This window comes from Bartonella sp. ML70XJBT.G, assembly GCF_028618575.1.
Classification (GTDB): Bacteria; Pseudomonadota; Alphaproteobacteria; order Rhizobiales; family Rhizobiaceae; genus Bartonella.
In genome coordinates this window covers 22,632-49,324 of record NZ_JAQITA010000014.1, presented here as the reverse complement: position 1 = coordinate 49,324, position 26,693 = coordinate 22,632, and the positions used below count along the sequence as shown (strand labels likewise).

The following is a 26,693-nucleotide window of genomic DNA, read 5'->3' as shown; positions in this document are numbered from 1 at the left end:
ATGTATTTAGATACCATAAGATAAAAAGGTTTATCAATGTCTAAAGATCAATACAAAATAGACAAGAAAAATTGCACAGAGTTGCCTTATCAAGCAGCCGATTGGATGGGTTGTTTTTTAAGGTTAGGTGGTCAAGTTTTCTTTATCGGGGGTGGTTATGGTTGCTGCTTGTAATTTATGGACTCTCGATGCCAAAAAAGAAATTTTTAATCCGTATTCGGAAGCTGAACGGTTGCACATTATGGTGACTTGTTCTTTTAAGGCGGTGAGTGGTGGATTTAGGCATTTGCCAATCCGGTATATTATTGACCCCCCGCATGGCTTATTTGATGCGGCGTTAGCACGACAGATTGTTATCCATATCTTGCATTATCAGTTTGAGGTGCCGCGGCGGCGTCTTGTTGCCATGCAAGAGCGTGAACGCACTGCTGTTGCTCGCTCTTTGCGTACAATTAATCTGCGTTTGGAAGAGCCTGTCTTTGCTAGAGCCTATCGAAGATGGGCAGGGCGTGCGATGGATTTGTTCTTACGAGAAATGGAAAAGGCGGGGGCGTGATGGCACAGTTTCAAAAGCTTGCTCTTGATGTGATTGTTGTACCGGAGCGTATACGCCCTGTAGATGATGAGCATGCCAAGGCACTTGCGCAATCGATGGCGCGGGAGGGGTTAATGAACCCGATTACAGTGCGCCATACCCCCAATGCTAAAGAGGGTAATTACACACTTATTGCTGGTGCGCATCGGCTGCGTGCTGCGGAGCTTTTGGGCTATAGTGACATTGATGCCGTTGTGGTGCAGGCTGATAAGGACAATGCTGCGCTTTTAGAAGTGGCAGAGAATTTGTTTCGCAATGAATTGTCTGTTATTGACCGTGCGCTTTTTGTCCAGACTTACCGTGAATTGTGGGAAAAGAAGTATGGGGAGATTAAGGTTGGTGGGGACAGAAAATCAAAGGGTAAAGTTTACCCTTTGATCGGTGGTAATCAATATACAAAGGACAAAGTGGCAAAGGTGCAAGTTGCACCTTTGCCAAAAGATGGTTCTTCAGAGCACCATGAAACTGGGTGTGAAGGAGAGAAAGTGGCAAAGGGTCAAGTTGACCCTTTGCCAAATGATGGTTCTGTAGAGCACCATGAAACTGGGGGTGAAGGGGAAAAAGTGGCAAAGGGTAAACATTACCCTTTGCCAAATGATGGTGACTTAAATGGCAAAATGCAAAGTTTGCACTTTGCCACACATGTTGCCGATAGGATTGGTTTATCGAAGGAATCGGTGAAACTCCTCAACCGTATTGCCCAGCATTTACAGCCGGAGTTGCGGTCTGTTTTGCGGGGGACAGCTTTGGCGGATAACCAAGCGCAGTTGTTGAAGTTGGCGAAGATGGAGCCGGTTGCGCAGCGGCGGGTGGCGATTGCTTTGCAACAGGTTGAGGGGGATTTACGGCGGGCTGTTGATTTGGTCAATGGGATTAATATAAGCCCTAAAGTTAATGAGCAAGAGCGGGTTTTTGCTCAATTGTTGAGTGTGTGGCAGAGAGCGGATGCACAGACACGGGCGCGGTTTTATGATTATTTGAACAAGCAATCGGGGGAGGGGCAGGCATGAAGACGCGTGGTTCTCATCAACTTGATTTTTTTCAACGTCCGGTTTTTCCTTGTCGTGAACCCGTTGCGCAGATTGATTTAGGGCGGTTTCGCTCACGCATTAAGCGTGCGATGGCGCGTGCTTTGAGAGAATGCCGGCATGAGCGCAGTGTGATTGCGGAGCGTATGGCGCATTATTTAGGGATTGGGTGTTTAAGTAAGGCCTGTTTGGATGCGTATGTTGCGGAAAGTAAGCAGGTTGATATTTCCCTGCCGCGGTTTAAGGCATTTGTGCGGGCGACAGAGGCATTTTGGCTCTGGGATGAGGTGGTGAGTGAAGATGGATTGTTATTGTTGCAAGGGGATGAGGCGCGGTTAGCAGAAATTGCAAGGTTGCAGCAGGAACAGCGTGAGATTGCGGCGCGGTTGAAAGCGATGCGTGCGGTTCCGGTTCGTATTAGACGGGGGCAGCCATGAAAGAGTGGTTTAGTATTGCTGAGTTGGCTGAAGCGGCTTTGCCGGGATTGCCAAAAACAAAGATCGGTCTCAACAATCTTGCGCTTAAGAAATGGCGATTGAATACACAATTGTTTCGCCAAACATTAGGCAAGACCAAGCCGGTTTGGGAGTATCACATCTCTTTATTGCCGGAGGGGGCGCGGGCAGCATTGTTGTTGCGGGCGGGTGGTGTTGATGTTTTGCAAAGGGTGGAGCTGACGAGACAAAAAGAAGCACTTTGGGTGCGTTATGAGGGGCTTTCAAAGGCGCATAAAAGGCGCTGTGAAGAGCGTTTGAAGGCACTTTGCTTTATGGAAGATTTGCTTCATGCCGGTATGGGTGTGCATGATGCAGCAAGTTTGTGTGCGGTGCAGTTTGGGGTGAGCCGGATGTCGCTTTTTAATTGGCGGCAGATGGTTGAAGGGTATGAGCGCCCTGATTGGTTGGCAGCGCTTGCGCCTTGTTATGGTGAGGAGAATGTTTCGCAATTTGCGCCGTGTCATGAGGGGGCGTGGGAGGTTTTATGTTCGGATTATTTGCGCGCTTCTCGCCCTGCTTTTTCGGCATGTTATCGGCGGATGGTTTCGGTTGCACGGGAGAAAGGTTGGGAGCCCATTCCTTCTGAGCGGGCTTTGCGGCGTCGTTTTAAGGCGCAAGTTTCCAAAGCGGTTGTGGTTTTAGCGCGTGAGGGAGAGGAGACGGCAAAAAAGCTTTATCCCGCCCAACGGCGTGATCGCTCGAGCCTGCATGCACTGCAAGCGGTGAATATGGACGGGCATAAGCTGGATGTTTTTGTGAATGTTCCTTGGACAGAAAAGCCTGTGCGGCTTTATCTGATTGCCATTCAAGATCTTTATTCGGGCAAGATTTTATCGTGGCGCTTATCGGATGCTGAGACTTGGGAAATCGTGCGTTTGGTGATTGGGGATATGGTGGAGGCTTATGGAATACCAGAGCGTATGACCTTGGATAATGGGCGTGCTTTTACCAGCAAGTGGATTTCTGGAGGTGTGCAAAACCGCTTTCGTTTTAAGATTAAGGCGGATGAACCGCAGGGGCTTTTGACGAGTTTGGGCATTCAATTGCAATGGACGACCCCTTATAGCGGACAATCAAAACCGATTGAGCGGGCATGGCGTGATTTGGCAGAAGCGATTTCCAAACATCCCTTTTGTGCGGGGGCTTATACGGGCAATAAACCGGATGCTAAGCCGGAAGATTATGGCAAGCGCGCGATAGGATTTGAAGCGTTTAAAGCCCATGTTGGGGCGCAGATTGTGGCACATAATGCGCAAGCGGGGCGCAAAGCGGTTAATTGTGCGGGGCGCAGTTTTGATGAGACCTTTACTGAGAGTTTGCAAGCAGAGGGAACGATAGTTCGGCAAGCAAGTGCAGCCCAGAGGGCTTTATGGCTTTTGACCTCAGAGGCATTGCGTACACAAAAGGGGACGGGCGAGATTCATTTTTATGGCAATCGTTATTGGGCGCGGGCGTTGAATAGCTATGCGGGAGAAAAGGTGATTGTGCGCTTTGACCCGGATAATTTGCACCAAGATTTGCGGGTTTATGATTTGAATAATCAGTTGCTTTGTATGGCACCTTGCCTTGCGGATGTGGGTTTTTACGACCAGCAGGCAGCGCGTTTGAATGGGCGTTTGCGTAAAGAATATGTGAAGGCAGTTAAAGCAGAAAAGCAGTTGGCAGCAAAGCTTGCGCCGGATCAATTGGCGGATGTTTATGCAAAAGTTGCAAGGAGGGGTGATGATGCAAAATCCAAGCGTTCTGTTTCCCCAAAGGTAAGCCGCTTGATGCCAAAGAATGCGGGGAATCTCGCTTTAAAGGCTCATGATGCGGTTTTAGGGGATGATGAGGCTTTAGATGCGCAAGAGTTTAGTCAACATTTGCACCAAGCTTTAAGACGCCTTAGCGCTTCAAGTGAGGTGCATGAAGTGATCAAGTTTCCTAGAAGATAGGAAAAGAGAGGGGGGAGGAGAAGTCTTAATCCATTTCAATATTTTAAATCAATACATGAAGTTTCTAGGTGTCTTTGCCTTGATTTGAGCGCGGAGCCTTGAAGTTAGCAAGTTCTCCGATGTGTGAGAAAGAGAGGGGGATTTGTCAGGTTAGCCGTTTTAGTATCGCGTACGGCTTTAAATGTTCATTGAAGACAAAAGACAAGGGGCAAGATTTTAGCCCTTCCCCTTGTCGATGTCTAAATCAATACGAAAGGGGAATATATATGAAGTACGCGATAAATGCAACCGTTGATAAAAATCCTTGGGAGCGACCAAAAAAACAGCCCGATGGGACAGCACAAAACCGCAATAGTGATGATATTGCTTTATGGGATGCGCTTGTGGATTCAGTGCGTGCTTTGGGACGGACGAATGGCTGGACTAAAGCAGAAGTAGCGCGGCGTATTGGTATGCCGGATGGCACCTTTTCGCAGTGGTATGCGGGCAGTTATGCGGGGCAATTGGGCAAGCAAAATGCGAAGGTTCAACAATGGGTTGAAACATTAAAAGAAACGGCAGGGCTTTTGGAGATAATCCCAGAAAAGCCTGCGTTTCAAAAGAACCGTATAGCGAGTGAAATCATTGACACGCTAACACTGGCACAAAGTACGGGGGATATGGTGATGATTACGCTTGATGCGGGTAGTGGCAAGACGGAAACCTGCCGCTATTACCGCTCTACCCGCCCGCATGTTTATCTGGTGACAGCAAGTCCGCATACGCGCAGTGTTCATGGTATTTTGAATGATATGGCAGCAGAATTGGACGTGGTGGAATATAATCCCACCCGCTTAACCCGTGCCATTGGCAAGAGATTAGAGCGTGTGGGGGGTGGAACATTGTTGATCGTTGATGAGGCGCAAAATTTAACGGATGAGGCGATTAATCAGTTGCGTCACTTTGTTGATATCAATGGTACGGGGCTTGCTTTGGTTGGCAATGATGAGATTTCGGGACGTCTCGTGCATCGTCAAAATGGACCTTCTTATGCACAAATTAAAAGCCGATTGGCGATGCATTTGAAACGTCGCAAACCCTATAGTGAAGATATTGCGGCGCGCATTCACGATTGGGGGATTGAAGATGCTGGTGCGATAAAGTTTTTGACCGGTATTGGTTTGAAAGCTGGGGCTTTACGGCAGATTGATAAAACTATGATGTTAGCGCGCATGGCAGCGCTTGGGGATGAGAGTGAGGTGACGCTTAAACATGTCAAAGCCGCATGGAAAAACCGCAACGTGGAGGAATTGGCATGATGACTCTAAGCCCTAAGGAATTATCCAATACGCTTGTTGGTCTTTATGATGATTATCAAAGTGGTTTGGATATTGCAGCAGAACTTAAATTGTGTGTGGATTTGGCATTATTGCTTGAATTGGAGTTGAGTGTTCACCGTTTGGGGGAGGCCGATGCGGTTTTGGAACAAGAAGTTTCAGAAGTTTTGTCTGAGTGTGACAGCACTGATGCGGATGAGAGCAATAGCGTGATTTATATGGATTTTGGAGGAGATAAATAATGGAACGGAACCCTTATATGGTGAGAGATTGCTTGATTGCTTTGCGCTCTGGCTTTTTGAAGTATGAGATGAGTGGACTTTTTTTGCATGGACAAGATGTTCGAGAATTGAATGATTATTTACGCCGCTTAGCGGGCTATAACCACATTTTAGGTCATGAGCTTATGCGGTGTCGTTGGCAATTGAAAGCGGGATGTGCGCCTTCTTCAGGGGATGTTGTGCCGTTTCGCCGGTTTCAAAAAACACAGGAGGAGGTTGATGATGAATCCACAAATTGAACTTGAAGGCACGCGTTATATGAAGGATGCAAAAGGGGCTTTGGTGCCAGTAAGCCTGATCCGCCCTGCGGATTTGTTAGAGGATGAAACGGTGCGCAAAATTATGGGTTTTGCGAAGGAGTTATCGGCAAGGATTGCGCGTTTTAATAGCCATACGATTGCGGATTTGAATGCTTTTGATAGCTTGCTTGCACAAGAATATGGTGTGGCGCGGCGTGGCAAAAAGGGTAATTGTACGTACACAAGCTTTGATGGTTTGCAACGCATTAAGGTGCAAGTGCAGGAGAGCTTTGATTTTGGACCACAATTGCAAATTGCCAAAAGCCTTCTTGATGAGTGCTTGAATGAGTGGTCTGCGGATGCGCGCCCTGAAATCCGTGCGATTATTACGCGTGCTTTTAATACGGATAAGGAAGGCAAGGTGAATCGGGGTGAAATCTTTATGCTGTTGCGCTTGGATATTGATGATCCACGCTGGAGGGAAGCTATGCGGGCGATCCGTGAAGCCATTCGTGTGACGACCTCTAAGGAATATGTGCGTTTTTATGAGCGCGATACATTAGAAAGCCCTTGGCGTGCGGTGACCCTTGATATGGCGAAGACGTGAGGGAAACCATGTCTTTAGCGGCTATTCATATGGGAAGACGCGCGTTAGGTCTTGATGATGAAACCTATCGGGCGATGCTTTATCGCCTGACAGGAAAATATTCGGCAAAAGATTTGAGTGTTTTAGAGAAACGTTTAGTCGTCGATGAGATGCGCGCGTGTGGTTTTGAGCCGAATGTGAAGTGTTTAGAGGGTAAATATGCTAAGAAGTTACAGGCGCTTTGGATTGCAGGGTGGAATCTTGGCATTATTCGTGATCGTTCAGATAAGGCGTTGCTAGCCTTTGTGAAGAGACAGACAGGGATTGATCATATTCGATTTTTACGCGATAGCGATGATGCGTGTAGAGCGATTGAGGCGTTGAAAAGCTGGTTGCAGCGTGAGGGTGGGGTTGACTGGAAAGGGAAAAAGATTCAAGATTCATGGCAAAAAATGCCAGGATATTTGATTTTGTATGCCCAATGGAAGCGTTTGCATTCTAGTGCTTTGTTTGATGGGGAAGCGTTTCACCAAAGTGTTATGGCGTTAAGTGGTAAAGCTTTGGGGGAGATGAGTGGGGGCGATTTTATGCACGTTATGAATGTTTGGGGGCGGAAAATCCGTAAAGGTGTTAAAAGCGAGGGGTAAGCATGCATGCATGAGGAAGTCTATAGCGATTTTCCTGCCTTATTGCGTGAAATAGCCGATGTTGCGGGCAGTGAGGCAGCATGGAATATGATGCGTGCTTTTGGCGGGCGAGAAGTTTATATCCCTGGGCGTCTTGAGAATGCGGATTGGTTGATTGAAATTGTTGGGTTTGAAGAGGCGGAGCAATTGATCAACCATTTTTGTTTTAATGGTTCGGGTGTGCGCCTTCTTATCCCCCTTGGTAGAGATGCTGAACGGCGGCAAAAAATGATGCAAGCGCTGCAAAAGGGCTGGTCGGTAGATGCAGCAGCAGCAGTTTCTGGTATGCATGTGCGTACAGCCTATCGCTTGAAGAAGAGAATTTCTTCAAAAGAGCCACAAGGTTTATTATTTCCAGAGTTTTATGAGTATTGAGAGTTTTGACTGACAGTGTCAGGCTTATATTGGGGGAGTGAGACCCGATAAACTGCGGATGAATTTTATTCATTGAGCGGTTTGTTATGATTTCAATAGATGCTTCTTTTCTTCATCGCCTTGCCCCTAAACTGGCGCATCATGCGCGCCAAGATTATATTATTGTTGAGATGGCACGCGCATTGCCTGAAGCTTTGTCTTATGGTGCGATCACGACACGTTTGCGTGTTGCGCATTTTTTAAGCCAATGTGCCCATGAGAGTGATGGCTTTTTTACCCTGCGTGAATATGCTTCAGGGCGCGCTTATGAAGGACGCCATGATTTAGGCAATGTCAACTCTGGGGATGGTGTGCGCTTTAAGGGGCGTGGTTTGATCCAATTAACGGGGCGGAATAATTATCGCCGTTTTACGAAGTTTTGGTGCTTAGTCGATGAACAAGCGGTTGATTGTGAAGCTTTTCCAGAAGTGCTGGAACAGTTTCCAGCAGCGCTTTGGTCAGCTGTTTGGTTTTGGCAAGTGAAAGGCTTGAACAGGTTTGCTGATCAAGATGATGTCGTGAAGATTACCAAAGCGATTAATGGCGGGAAAAATGGACTTGTTCAGCGTTTAACTTATTTAAACCGCGCCAAAAAGCTTTTAGGACTTTCATGCGAGGTGAAGATATGAAGCCATCGTATCGGGGGTCTCGGCGTTATTTATGGTGGTCTTTTTGGTTTGCTTGGGGCGTTATTTTTTTGCTCATTTTGGGAGGTTTGTTTGGAGCACCCCGTATTGTTGATATGGCAGCGATTTCTATTCCTTCGATGGTTGCGATTATTGTTGGCAATTTGGGGGTGCATCGCGGTTTTGGTTCCTTGGATTTTTCCAATAGAAAGCGTTTTAATAAGCGGCACACCAGCTCCTATGATGGCGGGGAGATAGTGGGGTGGGGGAATAAACGCAATGTTTAGCCCACTTTCAAAACTGTCTTTTGGGGTGCTTTTTTTGGTCAGCGTGATGTTAGCGGCTTTTGGCTTTATGAAAGCGCAAGTTTTAAAGGCGGAAAGAGCGCGTGATGTGTATTGGCGCTTAGAAATTGCCAAGGTTTCCCTACAAGCAGAGCTTGAGCAGCAACAGCAAAGAGAGGCCGCACAAAGAGCAGAGCTGCAAGCACAAAGGGTGATTTCTACTTTAAGACAAAGGCTTACAAAAATGGAGGAGGTCAATGCAGTATTGCCAACTACTGGCTGTGGTATTGAGCTTGAGCGTGTGCGCTTGCTCAACACCCAAGCCAAAGAGTAGTTTTGCGTATCATTTTTTATCGGTTGAATTGCCGCCTGTTGTTCGCATGGCGTGTAGCCGCCCAGCTTTATTGCCAGAGCGTGCTTTGAATGCGCGCGAAGTGGTGCATTATTGGGGGCGTGATCGCGCTTCTTTATTGATCTGTGAACAGCGCAGAGGAGCTGCGGTTAAAGCAATTCTAGGTAAGAGGGAAGGGGGATAAGGTGAATTTAGATATCAGTGTGGCAAATGGTTGGTTATCGTTGCTGTTATCGATTATTGCGATTTGTGGGGTTTTGAAAGCCTATTTTTCTTCTGGTGCACGGGAAATGTTAAAAGAGGTCGTTGTGCTCAAAGAACGTGTGCAAAGATTAGAAACAGAGATGGACTTTCTGCCTGATCGCGATGCCATGCAAAGATTGGAAGTGAATATAGAACGCTTAAATGGTCGTCTCAACACGCTTTCGGCGCAATTACAACCGGTGGCAGCGATTGGTGAGCGCTTGCAAGAATTTTTACTGGAGAATGCCAAGAAATGAAAGCAGATATGGATAAAATTATCCGTGAAGAAGCGCGGTTGATTATTTTAAAAGGGCTCTTTTGTGAGCGTAGCGAAACGTTATCCAGTGCGATGATTGAGCGGTTGTTATACAGTTATGGCATCCGGCGTGATCGCGATTTTGTGCATAATGAACTGGCTTTTATGGAAGACCAAGGTGCTGTTACATTAAAATGTGTGGGATCTGTTTTGCTTGCGGCTTTAACAGAACGGGGGGCACGTCATTTAGATCGTAGCTTTTCCATTGAGGGGATTAAACGCCCCAAACGTTCATCGATAAAAGACGAGGTGAGGGATGCGCAAGGTCGGGCGTGGACGCTTAACGGCGATTGATTTATTGCCGCAAGCTTGTGATCAAATTATTGCAGAGGCGGCTGAAGCTTTAAATGGGCGTGAAAAGACGCAAAAAGCCATTTATGATGAATTTAAAGCGGCTTTGAAGGCTTTAAAAAAAGAAACGGGTCTCAACTTTTTCATTCCCTCCTTTTCCAGTTTTAATCGTTATTCTTTGCGGCTCGCGGTGATGTCACGGCGCTTAGAACAAACGCGTGAAATAGCAGCAAGCCTTTCACAGCGCTTTGATGCCAAAGCTTCTGACAATATTACTCTGTTAACAGCCGCAGCGATTAAAGAGCTTATTTTTTCCACGTTAAGCAGTGGGAAAAGCCTTTCGCCAAAGGCTGCTCAAGAGTTGGCGAATGCGCTTAAAGGGGTTTTGGCTGCTGAACATTTATCCACGACCAGACGGCAAAGATTAGAGAAGGATTTTACGAGCAAGGCAAGCAAAGCGGTTGAGGTGGCAGCGGCAGCAGCGGGGCTTTCAGAAGAGACGGCGCGGGCTATTCGCGCGCAGGTGTTGGGGATAAAACATGGCTGAAGGGCGTGAGGCTTTTGAACAGACTCCTTTAAAAAGTGAGGCGAATGGTGATCAATTGGGTTTTGAACTTTGGCAGACAAGTGCTTGTCTCAAAGAGAAAGATCCCTTAGCTGAAGGGGTTTTGATGGCGCATCAACGGGCATGGATTGAAGATAAATCTCCCTTAAAGTTGGTTGAAAAAGGGCGGCGGACGGGGATTACTTTTGCAGAGGCTCTAGATGATACCCTTATTGCGGCGGCAACGCTTGAGGCTGGTGGTGATAATGTTTTTTACATTGGCGACACCAAAGAAAAGGGGCGTGAATTTATTGGTTATGTGAGCAATTTTGCTTCAGCTCTTACCAGTCATAGTGGGGATGTGGAAGAATTTTTATTTCCAGATCAAAAAGAGGATGGGTCGACAAAATATATCTCTGCTTATCGGGTACGGTTTGCTTCGGGGTTTCGGATTGAGGCGCTTTCTAGCCGCCCTGAAAATATTCGTGGTCTCCAGGGCATTGTGGTGATTGATGAGGCAGCGTTTCATAAAGATGTGCGCTCTGTTTTGGATGCGGTGAATGCCTTGTTGATTTGGGGAGGCAAGATCCGTGTGATCTCAACACACAATGGTGTGCTTAATCCTTTCAATGAACTGATCCGTGAGGCACGCGCGGGCAAAGTTCCTTTTTCTCTGCATTGTTATCCCTTTGGTGAGGCGGTTAAAAATGGCTTGTTTAAACGAGTTTGCGCGATGAAGGGAGAGGGTTGGAGTTTAGCAGCTGAGCAAAAATGGGAGAAACAAATCCGCGCCTCTTATGGGGTGCGTTTGAGTGCTATGCGCCAAGAATTAGATGCCATACCGGCAGATCAAGAAGGGGCGGCTTTAACACGCTTGCAGATTGAAAATTGTTGTGCACCAGATATTGCGGTGTTGCGTTTTGCTTGTGTGGATGGTTTTAAAAACCAATCGGATGATCAACGAAGTCAAGCGGCGTTTGCTTGGTGTGAGAAGCATGTAAAACCTCTGCATGTTAGGCTTGACCGGCGGCGTCAACATGTTTTTGGGGTTGATTTTGCGCGCAGCGGCGATGCGACATCCATTGTGGTGATGGAAGTGGGACAAGATTTGGTGCGCCGTGTCCGGTTTATGGTGGAATTGCGCAATACGCCGTTTGATCAACAAAGAGAGATTTTATTTTATGTGGTGGGTGGTTTGCCACGTTTGTTGGGGGGCGCGTTAGATGCGCGGGGCAATGGGGCTTATTTAGCCGAAAAAGCAGCGCAGCGTTATGGGGCATGCGTGAGGGAAGTACAATTGTCGCAAAGTTGGTATGGCAAAGAAATGCCGGCTTATTTAGAAGCCTTTGGGGATGGGTCCATTGTTTTGCCGCGCGATAGTGACATTGTTGCGGATCATCAGGCGCTTGCTTATGTCAATGGCATTGTGAAAATTCCAGACAATCATCGTTTTAAAGGCAGTGATGGTTTTATGCGCCATGGAGATAGTGCTATTGCTTGCGCTTTGGCTTATTTTGCCAGCCGCCAGACGCCGGAAATTTACGAATATACGCCTGTGAGAGAGGTTTATGGTTTTGATGAAAGTCCACTCTTTTCACCCGCTTTTGTTTCAACGATGCGATCAAAGATTTATTAAGGGAATTGTAAGATGGTAAAACTGGTTGATCAATGGGGTAGGGCGCTTCATATCAAAGGGTTGGAGCGGGAGGTGGCAATCCCAAGCATTGGTGGTATTCGTGATGTGTGGTCACAAACCATTGTCAGTGGTCTCACCCCTGCGCAACTTGCTGATATTTTGCAACAGGCAGCACGGGGGCAGCCAGAGCAGTTTTTCCAACTTGCTGATGATATGGAAGAGCGTGATTTGCATTATCGTGCGGTGCTTGGCATGCGTAAAAATGCCCTCACAGGGGTGGAGCCTGGAGTGATTGCAGCAAGCAACAGTGCATTGGATAAAAAAATTGCCGATGCGGTGCGCGAGGTGATTAGCGCGCCGACTTTTGTTGATGATTATGTGGCGGATTTGTTAGATGCTTTGGGCAAAGGCTATGCGGTTGTTGAAACCTTGTGGGACAAGAGTGCCAAAGAATGGTGGCCGGTTGCATGGAAATGGCGTGACCAGCGGTTTTTTCAATTGGACCGGCGAGATGGCTTTCATTTGCGTTTAAAAGAAGAGGGGTCTTTGTACGGAACAGAGTTGCCTGCTTATAAATTTTCCATTCACAGACCCAAGTTGAAAAGTGGCTTACCAATCCGCTCTGGGCTTGCCAGACTTGCGGCTTGGGCATTTTTGTTTAAGTCTTATACCTTAAAAGATTGGATGGCTTTCTTAGAAGTTTATGGCATGCCGTTGCGTGTGGGAAAATATGGGGCAAGCTCTTCTCAAGAGGAGCGGCGGGTTCTTATTCAAGCGGTGCGTGATTTATCCAGTGATGCGGCAGCAATTATTCCCAAAGAGATGGAGATTGAGTTTATTGAGGCAGCTGGGGGCAGTGGCAATGCGGTTTTTGGTGTCAAGGCTGAATATTTAGATCGGCAGATTTCTAAAGGAGTATTGGGGCAAACGATGACGACGGATGATGGGTCGTCCTTTTCGCAAGCGCGCATTCATGAAAATGTGCGCCATGATATTGCCAGAGCTGATGCACGGCAATTGGCTTTGACAGCTAATCGTGATTTGATTGTGCCTTTTGTTGAGATTAATTTTGGGCGCCAAGAGCGCTACCCCCTTGTCTATTGGCCGATTTCGGAAAATGAAGATATTAAAGCCATTAGCGATGCTTTAGAAAAACTTGTGCCTCTAGGATTGCGTGTTGGGGCGCAAGAAGTGCGTAATAAGATTGGCTTTTCGCAACCAACAAAAGAAGAGGATGTTTTAAGGGCTGCTTCTCTTACGCCTAATGATGAGAGAGAACAAGAGGATAATGCGGGGCAACAAAAGGCTCATGTTTGTGCTGATTGTGGGGGTGCTATTGATGTTTCTGTGACAAGAGAGGGTAAGAGTGGAAAAGAGCAGGGTGGGAAACATCACGACGAATTGGACCGACTTTCGAGTGAGGCTTTAAGTGACTGGGAAGAGGATTTAGAGCCCCTTTTAGAGCCTTTTAAAAAGCTTGTGAGAGAGGCTAAAAGTTATGAGGATATCCTTAAAGGCTTGGATGAATTGTTAGACGAGATGGATCATCATGCCTTGGCAGCACGCTTGGCAAAGGTGCAAATGATTGCGCGGGGACTGGGGTATCATGGATGAGGAACTTTTTAAAACAGCACCCAAAGAGGTCACCCGTTATTTTGCAGCCAAAAATATTGTTCCAAGCTTTGATTGGCGGGATATAGCACCAGAAGAGCATGCCTTTTCCTTTACGGTAGCAAAATCGGTAGGCTATGACATTTTGGATGATTTTAAGCGAGCCGTTGGAGATGCCATAAAGCATCAAGTTCCTTTTCAAGATTTTCAAAAAAATTTAATGCCGATTTTACAGGAAAAGGGTTGGTGGGGGAAAAAGACCAGCATTGATCCGAAAACGGGTGAAAAGAGTGTGGTGCAATTGGGAAGTCCGCGGCGTTTAGAAACGGTCTATTGGGCGAATACCATGAGTGCCCATGCGGCAGGTGAATGGGAACGTACGCAAAATAATAAAGAGTTTTTACCTTATCTCACCTATGCGTTGTCGAGTTCAGAACATAAGCGTTTGGAACATGAAAGTTGGGTGGGGTTTACCGCACCTGTTGATGATCCCATTTGGGATTGGCTTTATCCGCCCAATGGCTGGCGGTGTAAATGCAGTGTACGGCAGGTAAGTCGTTATGAGGCGGACAATTTAGGCTATGAAGAGGGGGCAGAGCCACTTCATGTGGAGACGCGGGTTTGGCGCAATAAGCGAACGGGAAAAGTTGAGAAGATACCCGTAGGCATTGATCCTGGTTGGCATTCTAATCCTGGTAAACATCGCGCGCAAAATTTAAGCCGATTTTTAAGTGATAAAGTTTCTGTCATGGGGGACAATCGCAAACGCATTGCCATTGAAGATATTGTGGGCTCGCCACTTTTGGAAGCGATGTTTGAAGGTCGTATGCCGCGCGGGTTTATACCCATAGCTCCAATGATACAAAAGGTGCGTGACGCTTTTACAACAGAAAGTTCTCTTATTCGCTTATCTTCAGACAGTGTGAAACATATTTTGTTAGAGCATCAAGCACGAGCTCTTCATTTGGAGGATTTTCGAGGCGCCATTCAAACACTCATCCGCCCTCATGGCGTTATCAGACGCAAAGATACGCAGGGTGTTATGTTTTTTGGTGAAAGTGGTGGGGCGTGGTGGCGCTTTGCAGTCAAATGGGTAGCAAGCAAACAAGAATGGTGGCTTATCTCGATGCATAAAAAGAGCTTTCGCGAAATTCAACGTTTGTTACATGCTGCTGAAAAGAAGGACGAACGGTTGTTGTAAAGAGAATACCGTAAATCTCTGTTGGTTTGGATGAGAAGGAACCGGTGTGTGAGGAAAAATGAGAAGGCGTGGAGGGCGGTCAACTCCTCGCAGATCCGGTAAAACCGTCCTGGCAAAACTGGCTCACGCCTCGCGGGTAATCTAACAGTTTAAACGTTTAAAAGCAATCTTTTAAAAAAATGGCTTGAGAGAGGCTTTTTTGTGTGGAGTGATAATTTGTACCTCCAAACTTATAATGGCGCTCTATCGCCTTTGAAGTGCCTTTGAAAACGATTTTATGGGATGGTTTGGCACGGGGGTTTTTCTCACAAGGAGAATAATAGAGAAAAAAAGTGCTTTTTTAAAGAAATGCTCTTTTGACTGACAGTGTCAGACTTATAGCGTGGAGTGGTTTCATGCATTGTATTGCCAATGATAATTGTAAAGCAATAGGCAATGTATGGAGCAAGAATTTTACGAAGATCAAGAAGATGAGCTGGCTGAGATATGTCATGACGAGACGTTTCATGCCGCGTTCATAGATCTTTGCCCAGACGTTTTATGCCAAGACGGCACCGTTAGCCAAGCACCGGAATGGGTGCAGTTGTTGCCCAAAGCGCCAAATGTGAAGGCACGTGATGGGCGGGAATGGCATTATAACCCACAAAGGATTTTAAAGGCTTTTGCAGCCAATAAAGGACCGCTTGTGATTGATTATGAGCATGGGCAACATCACCGAGCGAGGAACGGCTTGGAAGCGCCGGCAAGCGGCTGGATTGAAGAATTAGCAGAACGGGATGGTGCGATTTGGGGTCGGGTTAAATGGACCGATATGGCAACCAAAAAGATTATTGCCCGAGAATATCGCTATCTTTCCCCTGAGTTTCGTCATTCTAAAAATGGTGAGATTTTAAGTTTGGTGGGGGCAGGGTTGGTGAACCGTCCTGCCCTTGTGATGACGGCTTTAAGCCGTGAAACCCCTTCAACACCCCTTTCGACATCCCTTGTGGTGTCCCCAACAACCTTGACGGAGAAAATGATGGATTTAACAGCCATTGCCAGTGCTTTGGAGCTGGCAGAAGATGCAAAACCTGCAGAAATTTTAGCAAGCATTATAGCACGCGAAAAAGAACGGGTGGAATTAAATGCCCAATTAACAAAAGCGCGAGAAGATTTAGCACTTTTGCGGGAAGAGCAAAAAAAGGCGACTATTGAGAGTCTTTTAGACAAAGCGATTGAAGAGGGCAAGATTTTGCCTGCTGCACGTGAAGAATATCGTGCACTTTGTCGCCTTGAAGGGGGCATGGAACATTTTCAAACTTTGCTAGAAAAGTTGCCAGTTCTCGCATCGACAAGCTCTTTAGAATCATGTGCCTTGATGCAAGAAGCAAAGCTTGCGCCAGAAGATATTGCGCTTGCGGCACGCCATTATCAACAAGAGCAGAAGCAAAAAGGCTTCGACATCACCATTAGCCAAGCGGTTGATTATATTTATGAGCAAAAGGAGCGCCAATCATGAGTACGACAATTTTGATTAAATCTTTTCGCACTGCTGCAGAGATTTCGCCTTATTGCATTGTTGCAGCGCGCGGTGATGGAATGGTGGCAACGGCTACTGGTAAAGGTGATAAATTATTAGGGACTGCAGGGTCTTGTGAAGTCAAGGCTGGTGAGATGATTGATGTTGGCCAATGTGGTTGGAGCGAAGTGGTTTGTGGAGGCAATGTTTCCTTTGGTGACTTTTTAACCTCTGACCCCAAGGGGCAGGCTATTAAGGCAGAAGCAGCAGATCGCACTATTGGCATTGCCATGAGTGATGGTTCTGCTGGTGATGTTATTTCTTTTAAAATTAATTAATCGAGGCTTATGATGAACAGACCTTTTCCCATTGATCCAACACTTACCGCTATTGCTATTGGTTATCGCAATCCAGCAGGTTCTCTTATTGGCGATAAAGTTTTGCCCCGTGTTGGTGTTTTAAGTGAAGTGTTTAAATATAGTGAATTTCCTCTAGCGGAAAATTTTACCGTTCCTGAACTTGAGGTTGGGCGAAAAGGGCGCCCGAATGTGGTGGAATTTTCTGCCTTTGAACGGGAAGCTAGTGTGAGAGATTACGGGCTTGATGACCTTATTCCCAATTCAGATATTGAAGCAGCAGCCCGCGCACGGGCAGAAAAGCGCTCTCGTTATAATCCCGAAAAGACCGCTGTAGAGGGACTTGCCAATTTGCTGGAATTGGGGCGTGAAGTGCGTGTAGCAGCTCTTGTGCAAAGAAGTGAAAATTACGCACCAGAGCGGGTGATGACCCTTAAGGGTGAAAATAAATTCAGTGATTATGAGAAATCAGACCCTTATGCCACCTTAGATGAGGCGAAGGATAAAGCTCTCGTCTATACGCCCAACACCATTGTGATGGGCAAAGTTGTTTGGTCAAAACTCAAACGTCATCCCAAAATCATCAAAGCCGTTAAGGGTGGTGGCACTGCTGATGGTTTTGTCACCAAAGCGCAATTTGCTGATCTGATGGAAATACATCCCGATCGTTTACTCATTGGTGAATCGCAAGTGAATTTAGCTCGCAAAGGGCGTACGGCGCAATTGGCGCGCGTTTGGGGCAATAAGATTGCTCTGCTTTACATTGATCCCACCAAGCAACAGGCGGATGGTTCGGTCATCAGTTGGGGCTTTAGTGCTCAGTTGGGCGAGCGCATCTCTGGGGTGATCTCTGATCCAGATATTGGTTTATCGGGTGGTAAACGGGTGCGTGTGGGTGAACGGGTGTGCGAATTGGTTGCCGCAAAAGATGCCGGTGTGTTGCTGCAAGATGTTGTTTAAGGAAAAGACTTAATGGCCTATGCAAGCAAAACATTGATTGAAGAGCTCTGGGGTGATGATTTCTTAAAAGACTTATGTGCTTTTGATGATGAGAATTCTGATCCAGTGCTTTTAGATCAAGCCATTGCCCTTGCTCTAAACCAAGCAAGTGGTGAGATTGATGTGCATCTCTCTCATCGTTATTCTGTCCCGATTGCTGGACAGCCGGCGGCTCTCAGCATGATTTGTGTCAATATTGCTGTTTATAATTTAGCCATACGCCATACGGCACTGACCACAACCATTGAAGATCGCTACAAACAGGCGGTTGATTTATTGAAACGCATTGCAGAAGGCAAAGCGGGTTTGGGGGTCGATGAACCTAAAATTATGAGTGAAGATGGACCGCTTCGTGATGGGGCTTTTTTTACTGCCAAACCGCGTTTGATGGGAAGATAACATGTCTGTTTCAACCCATATTGAGATTAAAGAGAGCGGGCTTGAAGCGGCTTTATCCTTTTTACAAAAGGGTACCCATCCGCCGATGGAAACTCTAGCACAAGGGGTTGGGCGCCTCATTCAAGAAAGCACAAGGCGGCGGATTCAAAGCGAAAAAACCTCCCCAAAAGGAGAGAAGTGGAAAAACAATTATGCCCGCACCTCCATTCTTTATGCCAGTGGGGCGCTCTCACGCTCCATTGATATGAAAGCCTCACCAGAACAGGTGATTGTGGGCTCTGGGTTGGTTTATGCGCGGATTCATCAATTGGGTGGGGCTATTTTCCCGAAAAATGGCAAAGCCCTTCGCTTCTTTCTTAAAAGCGGTAATGCACAGCGCTTTGTGTGTGTTCCCCAAGTGACCATGCCGGCACGCCCTTATTTAGGGCTTTCAGAGCACAATAAAGTGGAAATTGTCAAAGCCGCAGAGGATTGGCTGGAAAGGGTCTTTTCATGAGTCAAACGATCACACAAGCAGGGCGTATTAATGCGTTTCGTGAGGCGGTGATAAGGAGCCTTAAAAGGGCTTTGCCAGATGTGCGCGATTATGCCTGTCAATTTGGGCGTTTTAATTTAGAAGAACTTGAAACACAGATGCTTGTTGCGCCAGCAATACGTGTTGCAGTGTTAGAAAGTCGTTTAAATCCTATGCCTTCTGGACAGATGAGTGCTGATCTTCATTTAGGGGCTTTTATTATCACCACGGGCAAAGAGCGGGATGTTTCCAGTTGGCTTTTGGCAGAAGCGATAGGGGTTTTATGTCATAGCGGACAATTGTGGGGGTTAACGCATGTAAGCGCCCCGCGGGATGTGTCAATTGACCCCATTATTTCTGCGGCGATTAAGCAGCGCGGTGTATCGATCAGTGTGGTGGAATGGCATCAAGATTTGCATCATTTAGGAAAAGATATTTTTGCTGATGAAGACAAACGACAACTTAAAGCTGGATTGATCTCATGTGATGATGAGGTGTGTTCATGAATGATGCGCATTTATTGGGCGAGACCTTTCGGCAAATCATGAAGCGCCTTGATGCGCTTGAACGCTGTCTTGCCAACCAGCACATGATGGGGCGGGTGGCGCAAATTGATGGGCATAGGGTGCGGGTGAAGCTTTCTTGTGAAGGTGCTAATGGTCAAGCGGTTTTATCGCCTTGGCTACAGGCACAAGAAGCTGCTGGTGCTGTTTCAAGCAATATGCCTTTAAACATTGGTGATCCAGTGCGCTTGTTAAACCCCTATGGCGAAATTGGCTCTGCGTCTCTGGTTGTACGCGATAGCTATAGTGAGGATGCACAAAATCCAGCACGCTCACCGCAAGAACTTGCGCTTTGTTATGCGGGGGGCGCACTGCGAATGACTAAAGATGAGCTTATTCTCTCCCATGGGGAAAACCAAATCCGTTTGAGTGCACAAGGGCTCATGCTTTGTCATCAATCAACCCGTGTTGAATTAACGGACTGGGTGCAGATTCAAGCAGAAGATTTAAAGCACAATCAAAAATCGGTTGGTGCAAGCCACAAACATGGTGGGGTCAAAATGGGTCCCTCCACAACCTCTAGCCCTCTTTAAAGGAGTTTTATGATGCGTGAGAAAACTTATGTTATTTTAACCAATGCCGATTTTGTTGCAGGTCAGCGTTCACCGGGGAAGGGTGAGGAAATTCGTTTAAGTGAAGAGGCAGCGAAATATCCGCTTCTTCTTGGTCAGATTGCTGAAAAACCAGCCCCAACGGTTTCTCCCGCCCCAACAACTTCTCTTATAAAGACAACGAAGGGGGCTTAAAGTATGCGTTGTGGGATGAGCGAAAAGGATGGCTCTCTCTTATATGGCTTTGAGCATTGCCAACAGTCCATTCATAAATGTTTAATGACACGGGTGGGAACACGGGTTTTGCGTCGCCATTATGGATGTGATGTTAAGGAGTTCCAAGATGCCAATGCTGATCCTGCAACGATTTTACGTCTTTATCAAGAAATTGTGCAAGCGCTCGATGATCCAGAATGCGGAGAGCCTGGGTTTTCACTGCAGAGGATTGATTTGACCAAAGCAACGCGTGAGGGAACATTCCACTTTGTTTTAAGGGGCATTTTTTACCCCGATGGGCATTTGGGGGATTGGTCCCATGGGCAAGAGAGACAATTTCCGCTAGAGGTCTCCTATGGCAGAGCTTGAACATTTACCCCTTCTACAGCTTCCGCTACCACAAGTGATTGAAGAGCTTTCTGTTGAAAGGCTTTTAGCGCAAAAGATTAAGCGTTTGACTGAGCTTTTTGCGGCGCATCATATCCCTTACAATGTGGAAAAAACCGCTTATGATCCCGTGGTCATTCAATTACAAGCGGCTGCTTATGAAGAATTGCTGTTGCGCCAGCGGATCAATGAAGTGGCACGGGATAATTTGCTCACATTTGCGCATGGCACAAGTTTAGACCATTTGGGGGATTTTCATGGGGTCACGCGCCTTTTAGATGAGGATGATGAGCGTTTTCGCCGCCGCATTCGTTTGAGCCGGCAAGGGCATTCCACAGGGGGTACAGCACCTCGCTATCAATATTTTGCTCTCTCCAGTGATATCCGTGTCAAAGATGCTTTTGTTTACCGTGTGGGAAAAAGCCCGCTTATTTATGTGGCTCTTTTTAGTGATAGCGCTTCAGGGGTGGCTGATGAAGCTTTGATTGCTAAGGTGCAACGAGCCCTTGATGATCCTCATGTTAAAATGACCAATGACCACATCTTTGTGAAAAGCGCAGTACAGCGGATGATCAATGTTTCTGCTGATTTTTGGTTGTTACCGGATGAAGGCGCCTTTGTTTTGGAAAGAGCGGAGCAGAATTTAAGAGCAGAATGGGCGCGTGCGCAAAGGCTTGGGCGTGATTTGTCTTTAAGTTGGATACTAAGCCGCTTGATGGTTGAAGGCGTTCACCATGTAAACATAACGCAACCTTGTGAAGATATTTTGGTCGCACCTGATGAAGCTGTAGCTTTGGGGGATATTGTCTTGTCTGAACGGGGGCGTGCTTATTGATGCTTTCTTCACTTTTGCCCCCAAATTCGAGCTTGTTTGAACGCTGTTTTGCCGAAGCAATGGCTCTTGACCCTCACGTTAAAACAGCACTCGAAGAAATACCCCGCGCGAAATTTATCACACGTCCGCCTTCTTGGTTGCCCTTTTTAATAGACGAATATGGCTTACAAGAATTAAGCCCTTATTTCTCTAACCTTTATGATTTAATTGATCAGGGTCTTGCATGGCAAAATATTCGTGGCTCTATAGCTGCAATAGAGATGGGGCTTGAATGGTTAGAGATTTCTGCACGCTTTCAACTCGCATGGACGGGGCGTGCATGGTGGAATTCCTTTCAACTCTACTTTGACCGGTTGCCTGAACGAAAAAGCCTTGAAGCTATTGAAGCAATTACCGACCTTTCCAAAAGTTTGCGCTCTGATTTTCGCCGTGGTGTTTACGGCTATGATGTGCAAGCTGTTGAAGGCAATATGTCACGCCTTGATGAGTGCATGTTGGAGTATGAGAGCGGTGTTCGCTTAACAGCTGGGGGCACTTTGTTTTCCTTTGGGCGCACAACAGAGATAGAGTGCGTTCTCACAAGAGAAGAAGGCACATTGATTGGTAATTGGATTGATGATGGGGATGAAGAGTTAAGCTGGAACCAAATCGATTATCCATGGGACATGGCAAACTTTCCGTGGTGTTCGGTCAAAAAACATGAACGCGATATATTGATGGCAGAGTGGTTTAGCAACCGCACGCTTTATCTCGTGTTAAGAGACACTCAAGATGGCGTGATTGGGTTTCGCCGCTGCTATGCTGTAGCGCCTGTCGAACCAGCTTTGAATGGTGTGTACAGCCATTCAGGCAATCACTATCAGCCCTCCCCGAGGGGCACTCTGTTGTTTCTTGCTGTCCGCACAGATTTTGAAGATGTTGAGGACAAACAAGCCGCTTCTGTTTCCCTTCTCGTTCATGGCACTGTGGCAGAACAGACACCTCCTGGCAAGCTTTGGTGTGAGCCTGATGAACTCAATGGCGGTGTGGAGATACTCAAAACGCCCATTAATATTCCTTTGCGTGCCAATGTTCGCGAACAATTCAAGATTTTATTGAGGTTTTAATATGAAGCATGAAAGTGGTCTACCCTTTGCAATTGATAGATCTGTTGGCAAAGATGAACAACAAAGCGTTGTGTTTTATGGACAGCGTCCTTTTCTTCAAGGCGCTGAACTCAACGAGGTTCAAACCATCATAAGGGGACGACATAACCGCCTTGGTCGCCTTGTTGCCAAAGAAGGAGATCGTGTTGAACGAGCAGATGCCTTTGTCAATAAAGATAAGCAAACCGTCACGTTGACAGAGGGTAAAATTTTTGTCGCTGGCGATATCTTTCCTGTCTCAAATGCCGTCTTAGAGAATGTTTCTATGGTTGGACGTATAGAAATCGGTGTAAAGCTACAAAAGAAATGGATAACTCATGAAGAGGATCCAGAGCTTTTGGGACAAGTTCCGGGCACTTTAGCAGAAGGAGAAGGAGGTGCGGCACGCGAGATCGCAAAACTTGTCTGGGCTCTCAAAGATGATGACCAGCAAGGGGCTTTCTTTCCGGTCTATATCTTGCAAGATGGTGTTCTCATTGATCAAAAATCCCCCTCACTACTTGAACCCGCCATGCAAGCTATTGCGACGTACGACCGCGCCCATGGGCATTATATCGTGAGTGGTTGCCGTGTAAGCGCATTGGGACCAAACAACGGTTGCCAAGTCTTTAGTATTCAAGAAGGAGAAGCCAATATCAATGGCTTTAAACGCAAACGCTTAGCCGCCTTGCGCCATGAAGAGATGGAGGATTTTTCGACAAGCGTTGTTCCAAGCGAAACGCATATTTTTGCCCCCCCAAAAGGGAAAACAAGTTTTACCTTTAAACCCTATTATTTTCCTATTGCCGATATTCAGTCTCTTTTGTTGACAAAAGAAAAAACCGTTAACGTCACCCGTGGTGCGGTTGCCTCTGGGCGTGATGGTGTTCCTGATAAAAGCATCACCGCGTTTATCAAAGTCGTTCAAGGAACTAAGGAATTTAAAGAAGGCACAGATTTTAAAAAAACCGGTGACACCATTGATTGGGCACCTGTGGGGGATGAACCTTTAGCGGGGAGCAGTTATAGGGTGACGTATCGTTATCGTGCACGGGTGCAGGCTGATAAAGTCACAGCACAGGAAATCACCGTCTCAGGGGGTGCTGAGAATGGTGATATCATTATCAGTTACACTTACAAATTGCCCCGCATTGACCGTATTGGTCTTAACACAGGGGGCAATGTGGTTTACATCAAAGGGGTTTCATCAGACCAACCCATGGCACCAAGTGTCCCTGATGATGTGCTCTCTCTTGCCACCATCACCAACAATTGGCTTGAAACGCCCCTTGTGGTCAATGATGGCACACGTGTTGCGCCTTATGATGAGATGTGGCGTTATTTTCAACGGGTGCTCTCGCTTGACAGGCTGATGCAGTTAGAGCGTATTAAAAGCAATGTGGACTCTAAAGAGCCTGTTGCCAAAAAAGGCATGTTTGCTGACCCTTTTCTTGATGACAGTTACAGAGATGAAGGTTTTGAACAAACGGGGGCTGTGGGAAACGGTATTTTGCAGCTTGCCATTGATCCAACATTTTACACTGCTCATCTGAACGCACCTGTCACGCTTGACTGGACCAATGAAGTGATTATTGCGCAAGAGTTGACAACGGCTTGCGAAAAAATCAACCCCTATCAAAATTTTGCACCCCTGCCTGGTACAGTAACCCTTGAACCCGCAACAGACTTTTGGCATGAACAGCGCACCGATTGGCTCTCTGGTGTCACCAATCAACTCAATATGGGAACACACCGTGGCAGTAGCGTACGTAGGACAGAAATCCGTGATGACTTGGTGCGTGCGACACAAGAACAAATCGATTTCTTAAGGCAAATTAAGGTGAACTTTAAGATTGAAGGTTTTGGCAGTAGCGAAATCTTGGAAAGCCTTAGCTTTGATGGTGTGAATGTTTTACCAAAAACAAAGCTTGTTGCTAACACCAAAGGCATCCTTGAAGGCACTTTCACGATTCCACAAAATATTACGGCTGGGACAAAAAATGTTGTGGCACGGGGAAAAGGAGGAACCATTGCAACAGGGCTTTTTACCGGTCAAGGTGTGATTGATGTGAAAGTGATGCGGCGCACCACCACGGTGAAAATCTGGACGCAAGTCGACCCGCAAGCCCAAGTCTTTACCCCCGATGAAACACGGCAAATCACAGGTATTGACTTTCATCTTTGTAAAATTGGCAATCAAGCCCATGGTCTGGTGATTGATTTGGTCACCACTGAAAATGGCTATCCAACTGCCGATATCCAAGCACAAACCTCCTATTCCATGAAGGGCGCAAAGGAAGGGTGGGCAGAGGCACGCTATGATGTACCACTCCTTGTGATGGATGACCGCTTAACGGCTTTTGTTATCAAGACAGATGATGCTGATCATTCCCTCTCACTGGCAAAGCTTGGAGATTTTGATACAGAACACCAGAGATACGTCTCGAGTCACCCTTACGTGACCGGTCCACGCTTTTCCTCTGTCAATGCGAGGAGCTGGACAGCCCATCAAGATGAAGCTTTAGCCTTTCGAGTGCTGGCAGCCCGCTACAGGCAAACAGAAAAAACCGTAGATTTAGGCAGTTTTGATCTTGTGGATTGCTCTGATTTACAAATCCGTGCAGCCGTTGAGTTACCTTCAAGCGAGTGTTCTGTTGTGTTTGAAATTGAACGAAACAATGGCACGGTTTATCAACTGCTACCCTTTCAATTGCTAAGCCTTAGTGAATATATCAGTGAAAAGGTAAAGCTTCGCGCCATTCTCAAAGGGACAGAGAAGCTTTCACCCGTCTTATTTGCCCCTGTGCAATTGATTGCGGGGAAGATCCATAAAACAGCCACTTATGTCACCCGTGCTTTTGCCTTTGGAGAAAAGGCAAGGCTGACCAGCTATATCAAAACATTTTTACCGGGCGGTGCAACCTTTACACTCGAGATGCAGCTGGATGATGGTGCTTTTAGCCCCTTAAAACTCGACGAAACAGAGCAGTTATCTGAACCGCTTTGGACAGAACGAAAATTTGTGAGTGGTGACAAAACAGGAAAACAAGCACGTCTCAAACTCACCCTTACTGGTGGACCTTCTGCACGGTCCATGGTGCGTGATTTTGGCGCCGGCATATTATGAGGGGAAAACAGAGATGACCAAAACAAAAAAACTCGACATGGAATTGCCTAAAGAAGGACGCTTTATCAGTTCTGAATTCCCCATCTTGCGGGAAAACTTGACCAAAATTGATCAGACAATAGCCGATGTTGAGGAAAAGATAGACGAAAAAGCACCTTTAAAACACACGCACACAATCAGTGATGTGACGGGTTTAGAAAGCGCCCTTAATGGCAAGATGGCAGCCGATAAAACCTTCACTTTTGCTGATTTAAGCGATATCGAGGGCGCTAAGGACGCAGCCAACAATTATGTTCTTTACAAATCAAGCAATAATAATTTTACCTTTGGCAGTGCCATTTCGTTGTTAGGCGCCCATCAACATAAAACAGAAGATATCGTGGGGCTTGATGATTTTAGAGCCAAGATTAATGAAGATCTTACAGCCTATGGACGCCTAGCAAGCCCAAATGAATGGCAAAGTTATAATAAGTTTACCGGCAAAGTTACCATGAGTGGCGGCTTAGAACTGTTGGGAAACACATCATTGAATATTACCCATAACAACAAAGTGGTCACTAACTTAAGCACAACCGGAAGTTCGCTTAAAGGACCTTTGAGAGTTGATGGAGATCTTGTTTATACGAAATCAGAAATAGATATTCTCAAGCAGGAAATTAAAAACATCAAAAAAGATTTGATTAATAAACTCATTATTGCCGATGCTGAATTGCTCTATACGCAAGATGGGAAAATTGAATGGCCCAACTGGGTCACGGATCAAACTAGAGTTGAAATTACAGCCTGGGGGGGCGGCGGTAGTGGTGGTGGAGCGGATACGCCACGATTAGGAGGAGGTGGCGGCGGTGGCGGTTGTTCAGTATGGTATGGCTATAAAGTAAGTTTAAACGGTCATGAGAATATCATCATTGGTAAAGGAGGAGCTTCTGTTGCAAAGCGAGGTCTGACAGGAAATTCTGGAGGAACAACAGTTGTTGGAAGGAATTTTATGACTGCTACAGGGGGAAAAGGTGGAGGTGGAGCTTATTATTACAATTCATCTAATTACTCTTCAGGTTCTGGTGGTACTGGAGGAGTTGGCGGGAACTTTGGTTTAGCAACAGATAACTATCCAGGACTTGCTAAAGGGGGAAATGGTTATGCTGGAACGAGTGGAGTTACGGGTCAAACAAGTGGTAATGGCGGTAATGCTGGAGGCGATACATCAAGAGGAGGTGGTGGAGGAACAGGACAAGGTCACTATACTTCAGGAAAAGCAGGGCGTGGCTTTGGCGGCGGCGGTGCCGGTGCTCACTCTGATTCTTCTCCAAGCGGTGCTGGAGCTGATGGTGCTGTCCTTATAAGATTATGGAAAGAATGAATAATTTATGCACTTATAACTTATAAAAAAATGATACGCTTAAACGGACAATTGTTGTCTGATAGCTTATAAACTGTATAATTT

General features: G+C 46.5%; 33 protein-coding genes. All 33 read left to right on the top strand.

Annotated features, from left to right (window positions below; genetic code table 11):
• The first annotated feature begins 157 nt into the window (after positions 1-157).
• Positions 158-556: a hypothetical protein gene (locus tag PVV64_RS07520; RefSeq protein WP_273760449.1), complete on the top strand. Its 399-nt coding sequence runs from the start codon at positions 158-160 to the stop codon at positions 554-556.
• Positions 556-1,605, top strand: coding sequence for a ParB/RepB/Spo0J family partition protein (locus PVV64_RS07515; protein ID WP_273760448.1), 1,050 nt, complete (start codon positions 556-558; stop codon positions 1,603-1,605). Before PVV64_RS07520 ends, PVV64_RS07515 begins: the two co-directional genes overlap by 1 nt.
• Entirely contained in the window at positions 1,602-2,060 is a 459-nt protein-coding gene (locus PVV64_RS07510; RefSeq protein WP_273760447.1) for a hypothetical protein, read from the top strand. Before PVV64_RS07515 ends, PVV64_RS07510 begins: the two co-directional genes overlap by 4 nt.
• Complete coding sequence (locus PVV64_RS07505; protein ID WP_273760446.1) at positions 2,057-4,054, top strand: transposase domain-containing protein; 1,998 nt, start codon at positions 2,057-2,059, stop codon at positions 4,052-4,054. The genes PVV64_RS07510 and PVV64_RS07505 overlap by 4 nt, the downstream gene beginning before the upstream one ends.
• Before the next feature lie 266 nt (positions 4,055-4,320).
• Positions 4,321-5,352: an AAA family ATPase gene (locus PVV64_RS07500; protein ID WP_273760444.1), complete on the top strand. Its 1,032-nt coding sequence runs from the start codon at positions 4,321-4,323 to the stop codon at positions 5,350-5,352.
• Positions 5,349-5,612, top strand: a complete 264-nt coding sequence (locus tag PVV64_RS07495; protein WP_273760177.1) for a hypothetical protein — start codon at positions 5,349-5,351, stop codon at positions 5,610-5,612. The genes PVV64_RS07500 and PVV64_RS07495 overlap by 4 nt, the downstream gene beginning before the upstream one ends.
• Positions 5,612-5,890, top strand: a complete 279-nt coding sequence (locus PVV64_RS07490) for a hypothetical protein (protein ID WP_273760178.1) — start codon at positions 5,612-5,614, stop codon at positions 5,888-5,890. The genes PVV64_RS07495 and PVV64_RS07490 overlap by 1 nt, the downstream gene beginning before the upstream one ends.
• Entirely contained in the window at positions 5,874-6,497 is a 624-nt protein-coding gene (locus PVV64_RS07485) for a DUF3164 family protein (RefSeq protein ID WP_273760242.1), read from the top strand. The genes PVV64_RS07490 and PVV64_RS07485 overlap by 17 nt, the downstream gene beginning before the upstream one ends.
• Before the next feature lie 8 nt (positions 6,498-6,505).
• A complete protein-coding gene (locus tag PVV64_RS07480; protein ID WP_275064794.1) occupies positions 6,506-7,123 on the top strand; it encodes a gp16 family protein in 618 nt (205 codons plus the stop codon).
• Between the two features lie 6 nt (positions 7,124-7,129).
• Positions 7,130-7,537 (top strand): helix-turn-helix domain-containing protein, encoded by a 408-nt coding sequence (locus tag PVV64_RS07475; protein WP_273760180.1) that lies wholly within the window; start codon positions 7,130-7,132, stop codon positions 7,535-7,537.
• Between the two features lie 86 nt (positions 7,538-7,623).
• On the top strand, positions 7,624-8,205 hold the full coding sequence (locus tag PVV64_RS07470; RefSeq protein ID WP_273760181.1) for a peptidoglycan-binding protein: 582 nt from the start codon (positions 7,624-7,626) through the stop codon (positions 8,203-8,205).
• Positions 8,202-8,489, top strand: a complete 288-nt coding sequence (locus tag PVV64_RS07465; protein ID WP_273760182.1) for a hypothetical protein — start codon at positions 8,202-8,204, stop codon at positions 8,487-8,489. The genes PVV64_RS07470 and PVV64_RS07465 overlap by 4 nt, the downstream gene beginning before the upstream one ends.
• Positions 8,482-8,820, top strand: coding sequence for a hypothetical protein (locus tag PVV64_RS07460; protein ID WP_273760183.1), 339 nt, complete (start codon positions 8,482-8,484; stop codon positions 8,818-8,820). The genes PVV64_RS07465 and PVV64_RS07460 overlap by 8 nt, the downstream gene beginning before the upstream one ends.
• A complete protein-coding gene (locus tag PVV64_RS07455) occupies positions 8,786-9,022 on the top strand; it encodes a hypothetical protein (RefSeq protein ID WP_273760184.1) in 237 nt (78 codons plus the stop codon). The genes PVV64_RS07460 and PVV64_RS07455 overlap by 35 nt, the downstream gene beginning before the upstream one ends.
• Before the next feature lies 1 nt (position 9,023).
• A complete protein-coding gene (locus PVV64_RS07450; RefSeq protein ID WP_273760185.1) occupies positions 9,024-9,338 on the top strand; it encodes a DUF2730 family protein in 315 nt (104 codons plus the stop codon).
• Positions 9,335-9,691: a hypothetical protein gene (locus PVV64_RS07445; RefSeq protein WP_273760186.1), complete on the top strand. Its 357-nt coding sequence runs from the start codon at positions 9,335-9,337 to the stop codon at positions 9,689-9,691. The genes PVV64_RS07450 and PVV64_RS07445 overlap by 4 nt, the downstream gene beginning before the upstream one ends.
• Positions 9,654-10,235: a phage protein Gp27 family protein gene (locus PVV64_RS07440; RefSeq protein ID WP_273760187.1), complete on the top strand. Its 582-nt coding sequence runs from the start codon at positions 9,654-9,656 to the stop codon at positions 10,233-10,235. The genes PVV64_RS07445 and PVV64_RS07440 overlap by 38 nt, the downstream gene beginning before the upstream one ends.
• Positions 10,228-11,868, top strand: coding sequence for a hypothetical protein (locus tag PVV64_RS07435; protein ID WP_273760188.1), 1,641 nt, complete (start codon positions 10,228-10,230; stop codon positions 11,866-11,868). Before PVV64_RS07440 ends, PVV64_RS07435 begins: the two co-directional genes overlap by 8 nt.
• 12 nt (positions 11,869-11,880) lie before the next feature.
• Entirely contained in the window at positions 11,881-13,482 is a 1,602-nt protein-coding gene (locus tag PVV64_RS07430; RefSeq protein ID WP_273760189.1) for a DUF935 domain-containing protein, read from the top strand.
• On the top strand, positions 13,475-14,680 hold the full coding sequence (locus tag PVV64_RS07425; RefSeq protein WP_273760190.1) for a phage minor head protein: 1,206 nt from the start codon (positions 13,475-13,477) through the stop codon (positions 14,678-14,680). The genes PVV64_RS07430 and PVV64_RS07425 overlap by 8 nt, the downstream gene beginning before the upstream one ends.
• A gap of 439 nt (positions 14,681-15,119) precedes the next feature.
• On the top strand, positions 15,120-16,178 hold the full coding sequence (locus PVV64_RS07420) for a phage protease (protein ID WP_273760191.1): 1,059 nt from the start codon (positions 15,120-15,122) through the stop codon (positions 16,176-16,178).
• Positions 16,175-16,516, top strand: a complete 342-nt coding sequence (locus PVV64_RS07415; RefSeq protein WP_273760192.1) for a hypothetical protein — start codon at positions 16,175-16,177, stop codon at positions 16,514-16,516. The genes PVV64_RS07420 and PVV64_RS07415 overlap by 4 nt, the downstream gene beginning before the upstream one ends.
• A 12-nt stretch (positions 16,517-16,528) precedes the next feature.
• Positions 16,529-17,494 carry a capsid protein gene (locus PVV64_RS07410; protein WP_342753414.1) on the top strand — a complete coding sequence of 322 codons (966 nt, stop codon included), beginning with the start codon at positions 16,529-16,531 and terminating at the stop codon, positions 17,492-17,494.
• Between the two features lie 12 nt (positions 17,495-17,506).
• Positions 17,507-17,932, top strand: a complete 426-nt coding sequence (locus tag PVV64_RS07405; protein WP_273760194.1) for a gp436 family protein — start codon at positions 17,507-17,509, stop codon at positions 17,930-17,932.
• A 1-nt stretch (position 17,933) separates the two neighbouring features.
• Positions 17,934-18,428 (top strand): phage virion morphogenesis protein, encoded by a 495-nt coding sequence (locus PVV64_RS07400; protein ID WP_273760195.1) that lies wholly within the window; start codon positions 17,934-17,936, stop codon positions 18,426-18,428.
• Positions 18,425-18,952 carry a hypothetical protein gene (locus PVV64_RS07395; RefSeq protein WP_273760196.1) on the top strand — a complete coding sequence of 176 codons (528 nt, stop codon included), beginning with the start codon at positions 18,425-18,427 and terminating at the stop codon, positions 18,950-18,952. The genes PVV64_RS07400 and PVV64_RS07395 overlap by 4 nt, the downstream gene beginning before the upstream one ends.
• Entirely contained in the window at positions 18,949-19,542 is a 594-nt protein-coding gene (locus PVV64_RS07390) for a baseplate assembly protein (RefSeq protein ID WP_273760197.1), read from the top strand. The genes PVV64_RS07395 and PVV64_RS07390 overlap by 4 nt, the downstream gene beginning before the upstream one ends.
• 12 nt (positions 19,543-19,554) lie before the next feature.
• Positions 19,555-19,755, top strand: a complete 201-nt coding sequence (locus PVV64_RS07385; protein WP_273760198.1) for a hypothetical protein — start codon at positions 19,555-19,557, stop codon at positions 19,753-19,755.
• 3 nt (positions 19,756-19,758) lie between these two features.
• A complete protein-coding gene (locus PVV64_RS07380) occupies positions 19,759-20,145 on the top strand; it encodes a GPW/gp25 family protein (RefSeq protein ID WP_273760199.1) in 387 nt (128 codons plus the stop codon).
• On the top strand, positions 20,132-20,998 hold the full coding sequence (locus PVV64_RS07375; RefSeq protein ID WP_273760200.1) for a baseplate J/gp47 family protein: 867 nt from the start codon (positions 20,132-20,134) through the stop codon (positions 20,996-20,998). The genes PVV64_RS07380 and PVV64_RS07375 overlap by 14 nt, the downstream gene beginning before the upstream one ends.
• Positions 20,998-22,104 carry a phage tail protein gene (locus tag PVV64_RS07370; protein ID WP_273760201.1) on the top strand — a complete coding sequence of 369 codons (1,107 nt, stop codon included), beginning with the start codon at positions 20,998-21,000 and terminating at the stop codon, positions 22,102-22,104. Before PVV64_RS07375 ends, PVV64_RS07370 begins: the two co-directional genes overlap by 1 nt.
• 1 nt (position 22,105) lies before the next feature.
• Positions 22,106-25,249, top strand: a complete 3,144-nt coding sequence (locus tag PVV64_RS07365) for a DUF4815 domain-containing protein (RefSeq protein ID WP_273760202.1) — start codon at positions 22,106-22,108, stop codon at positions 25,247-25,249.
• Between the two features lie 13 nt (positions 25,250-25,262).
• Entirely contained in the window at positions 25,263-26,609 is a 1,347-nt protein-coding gene (locus tag PVV64_RS07360) for a Bgr_08870 family protein (protein WP_273760203.1), read from the top strand.
• Positions 26,610-26,693 lie beyond the last annotated feature (84 nt).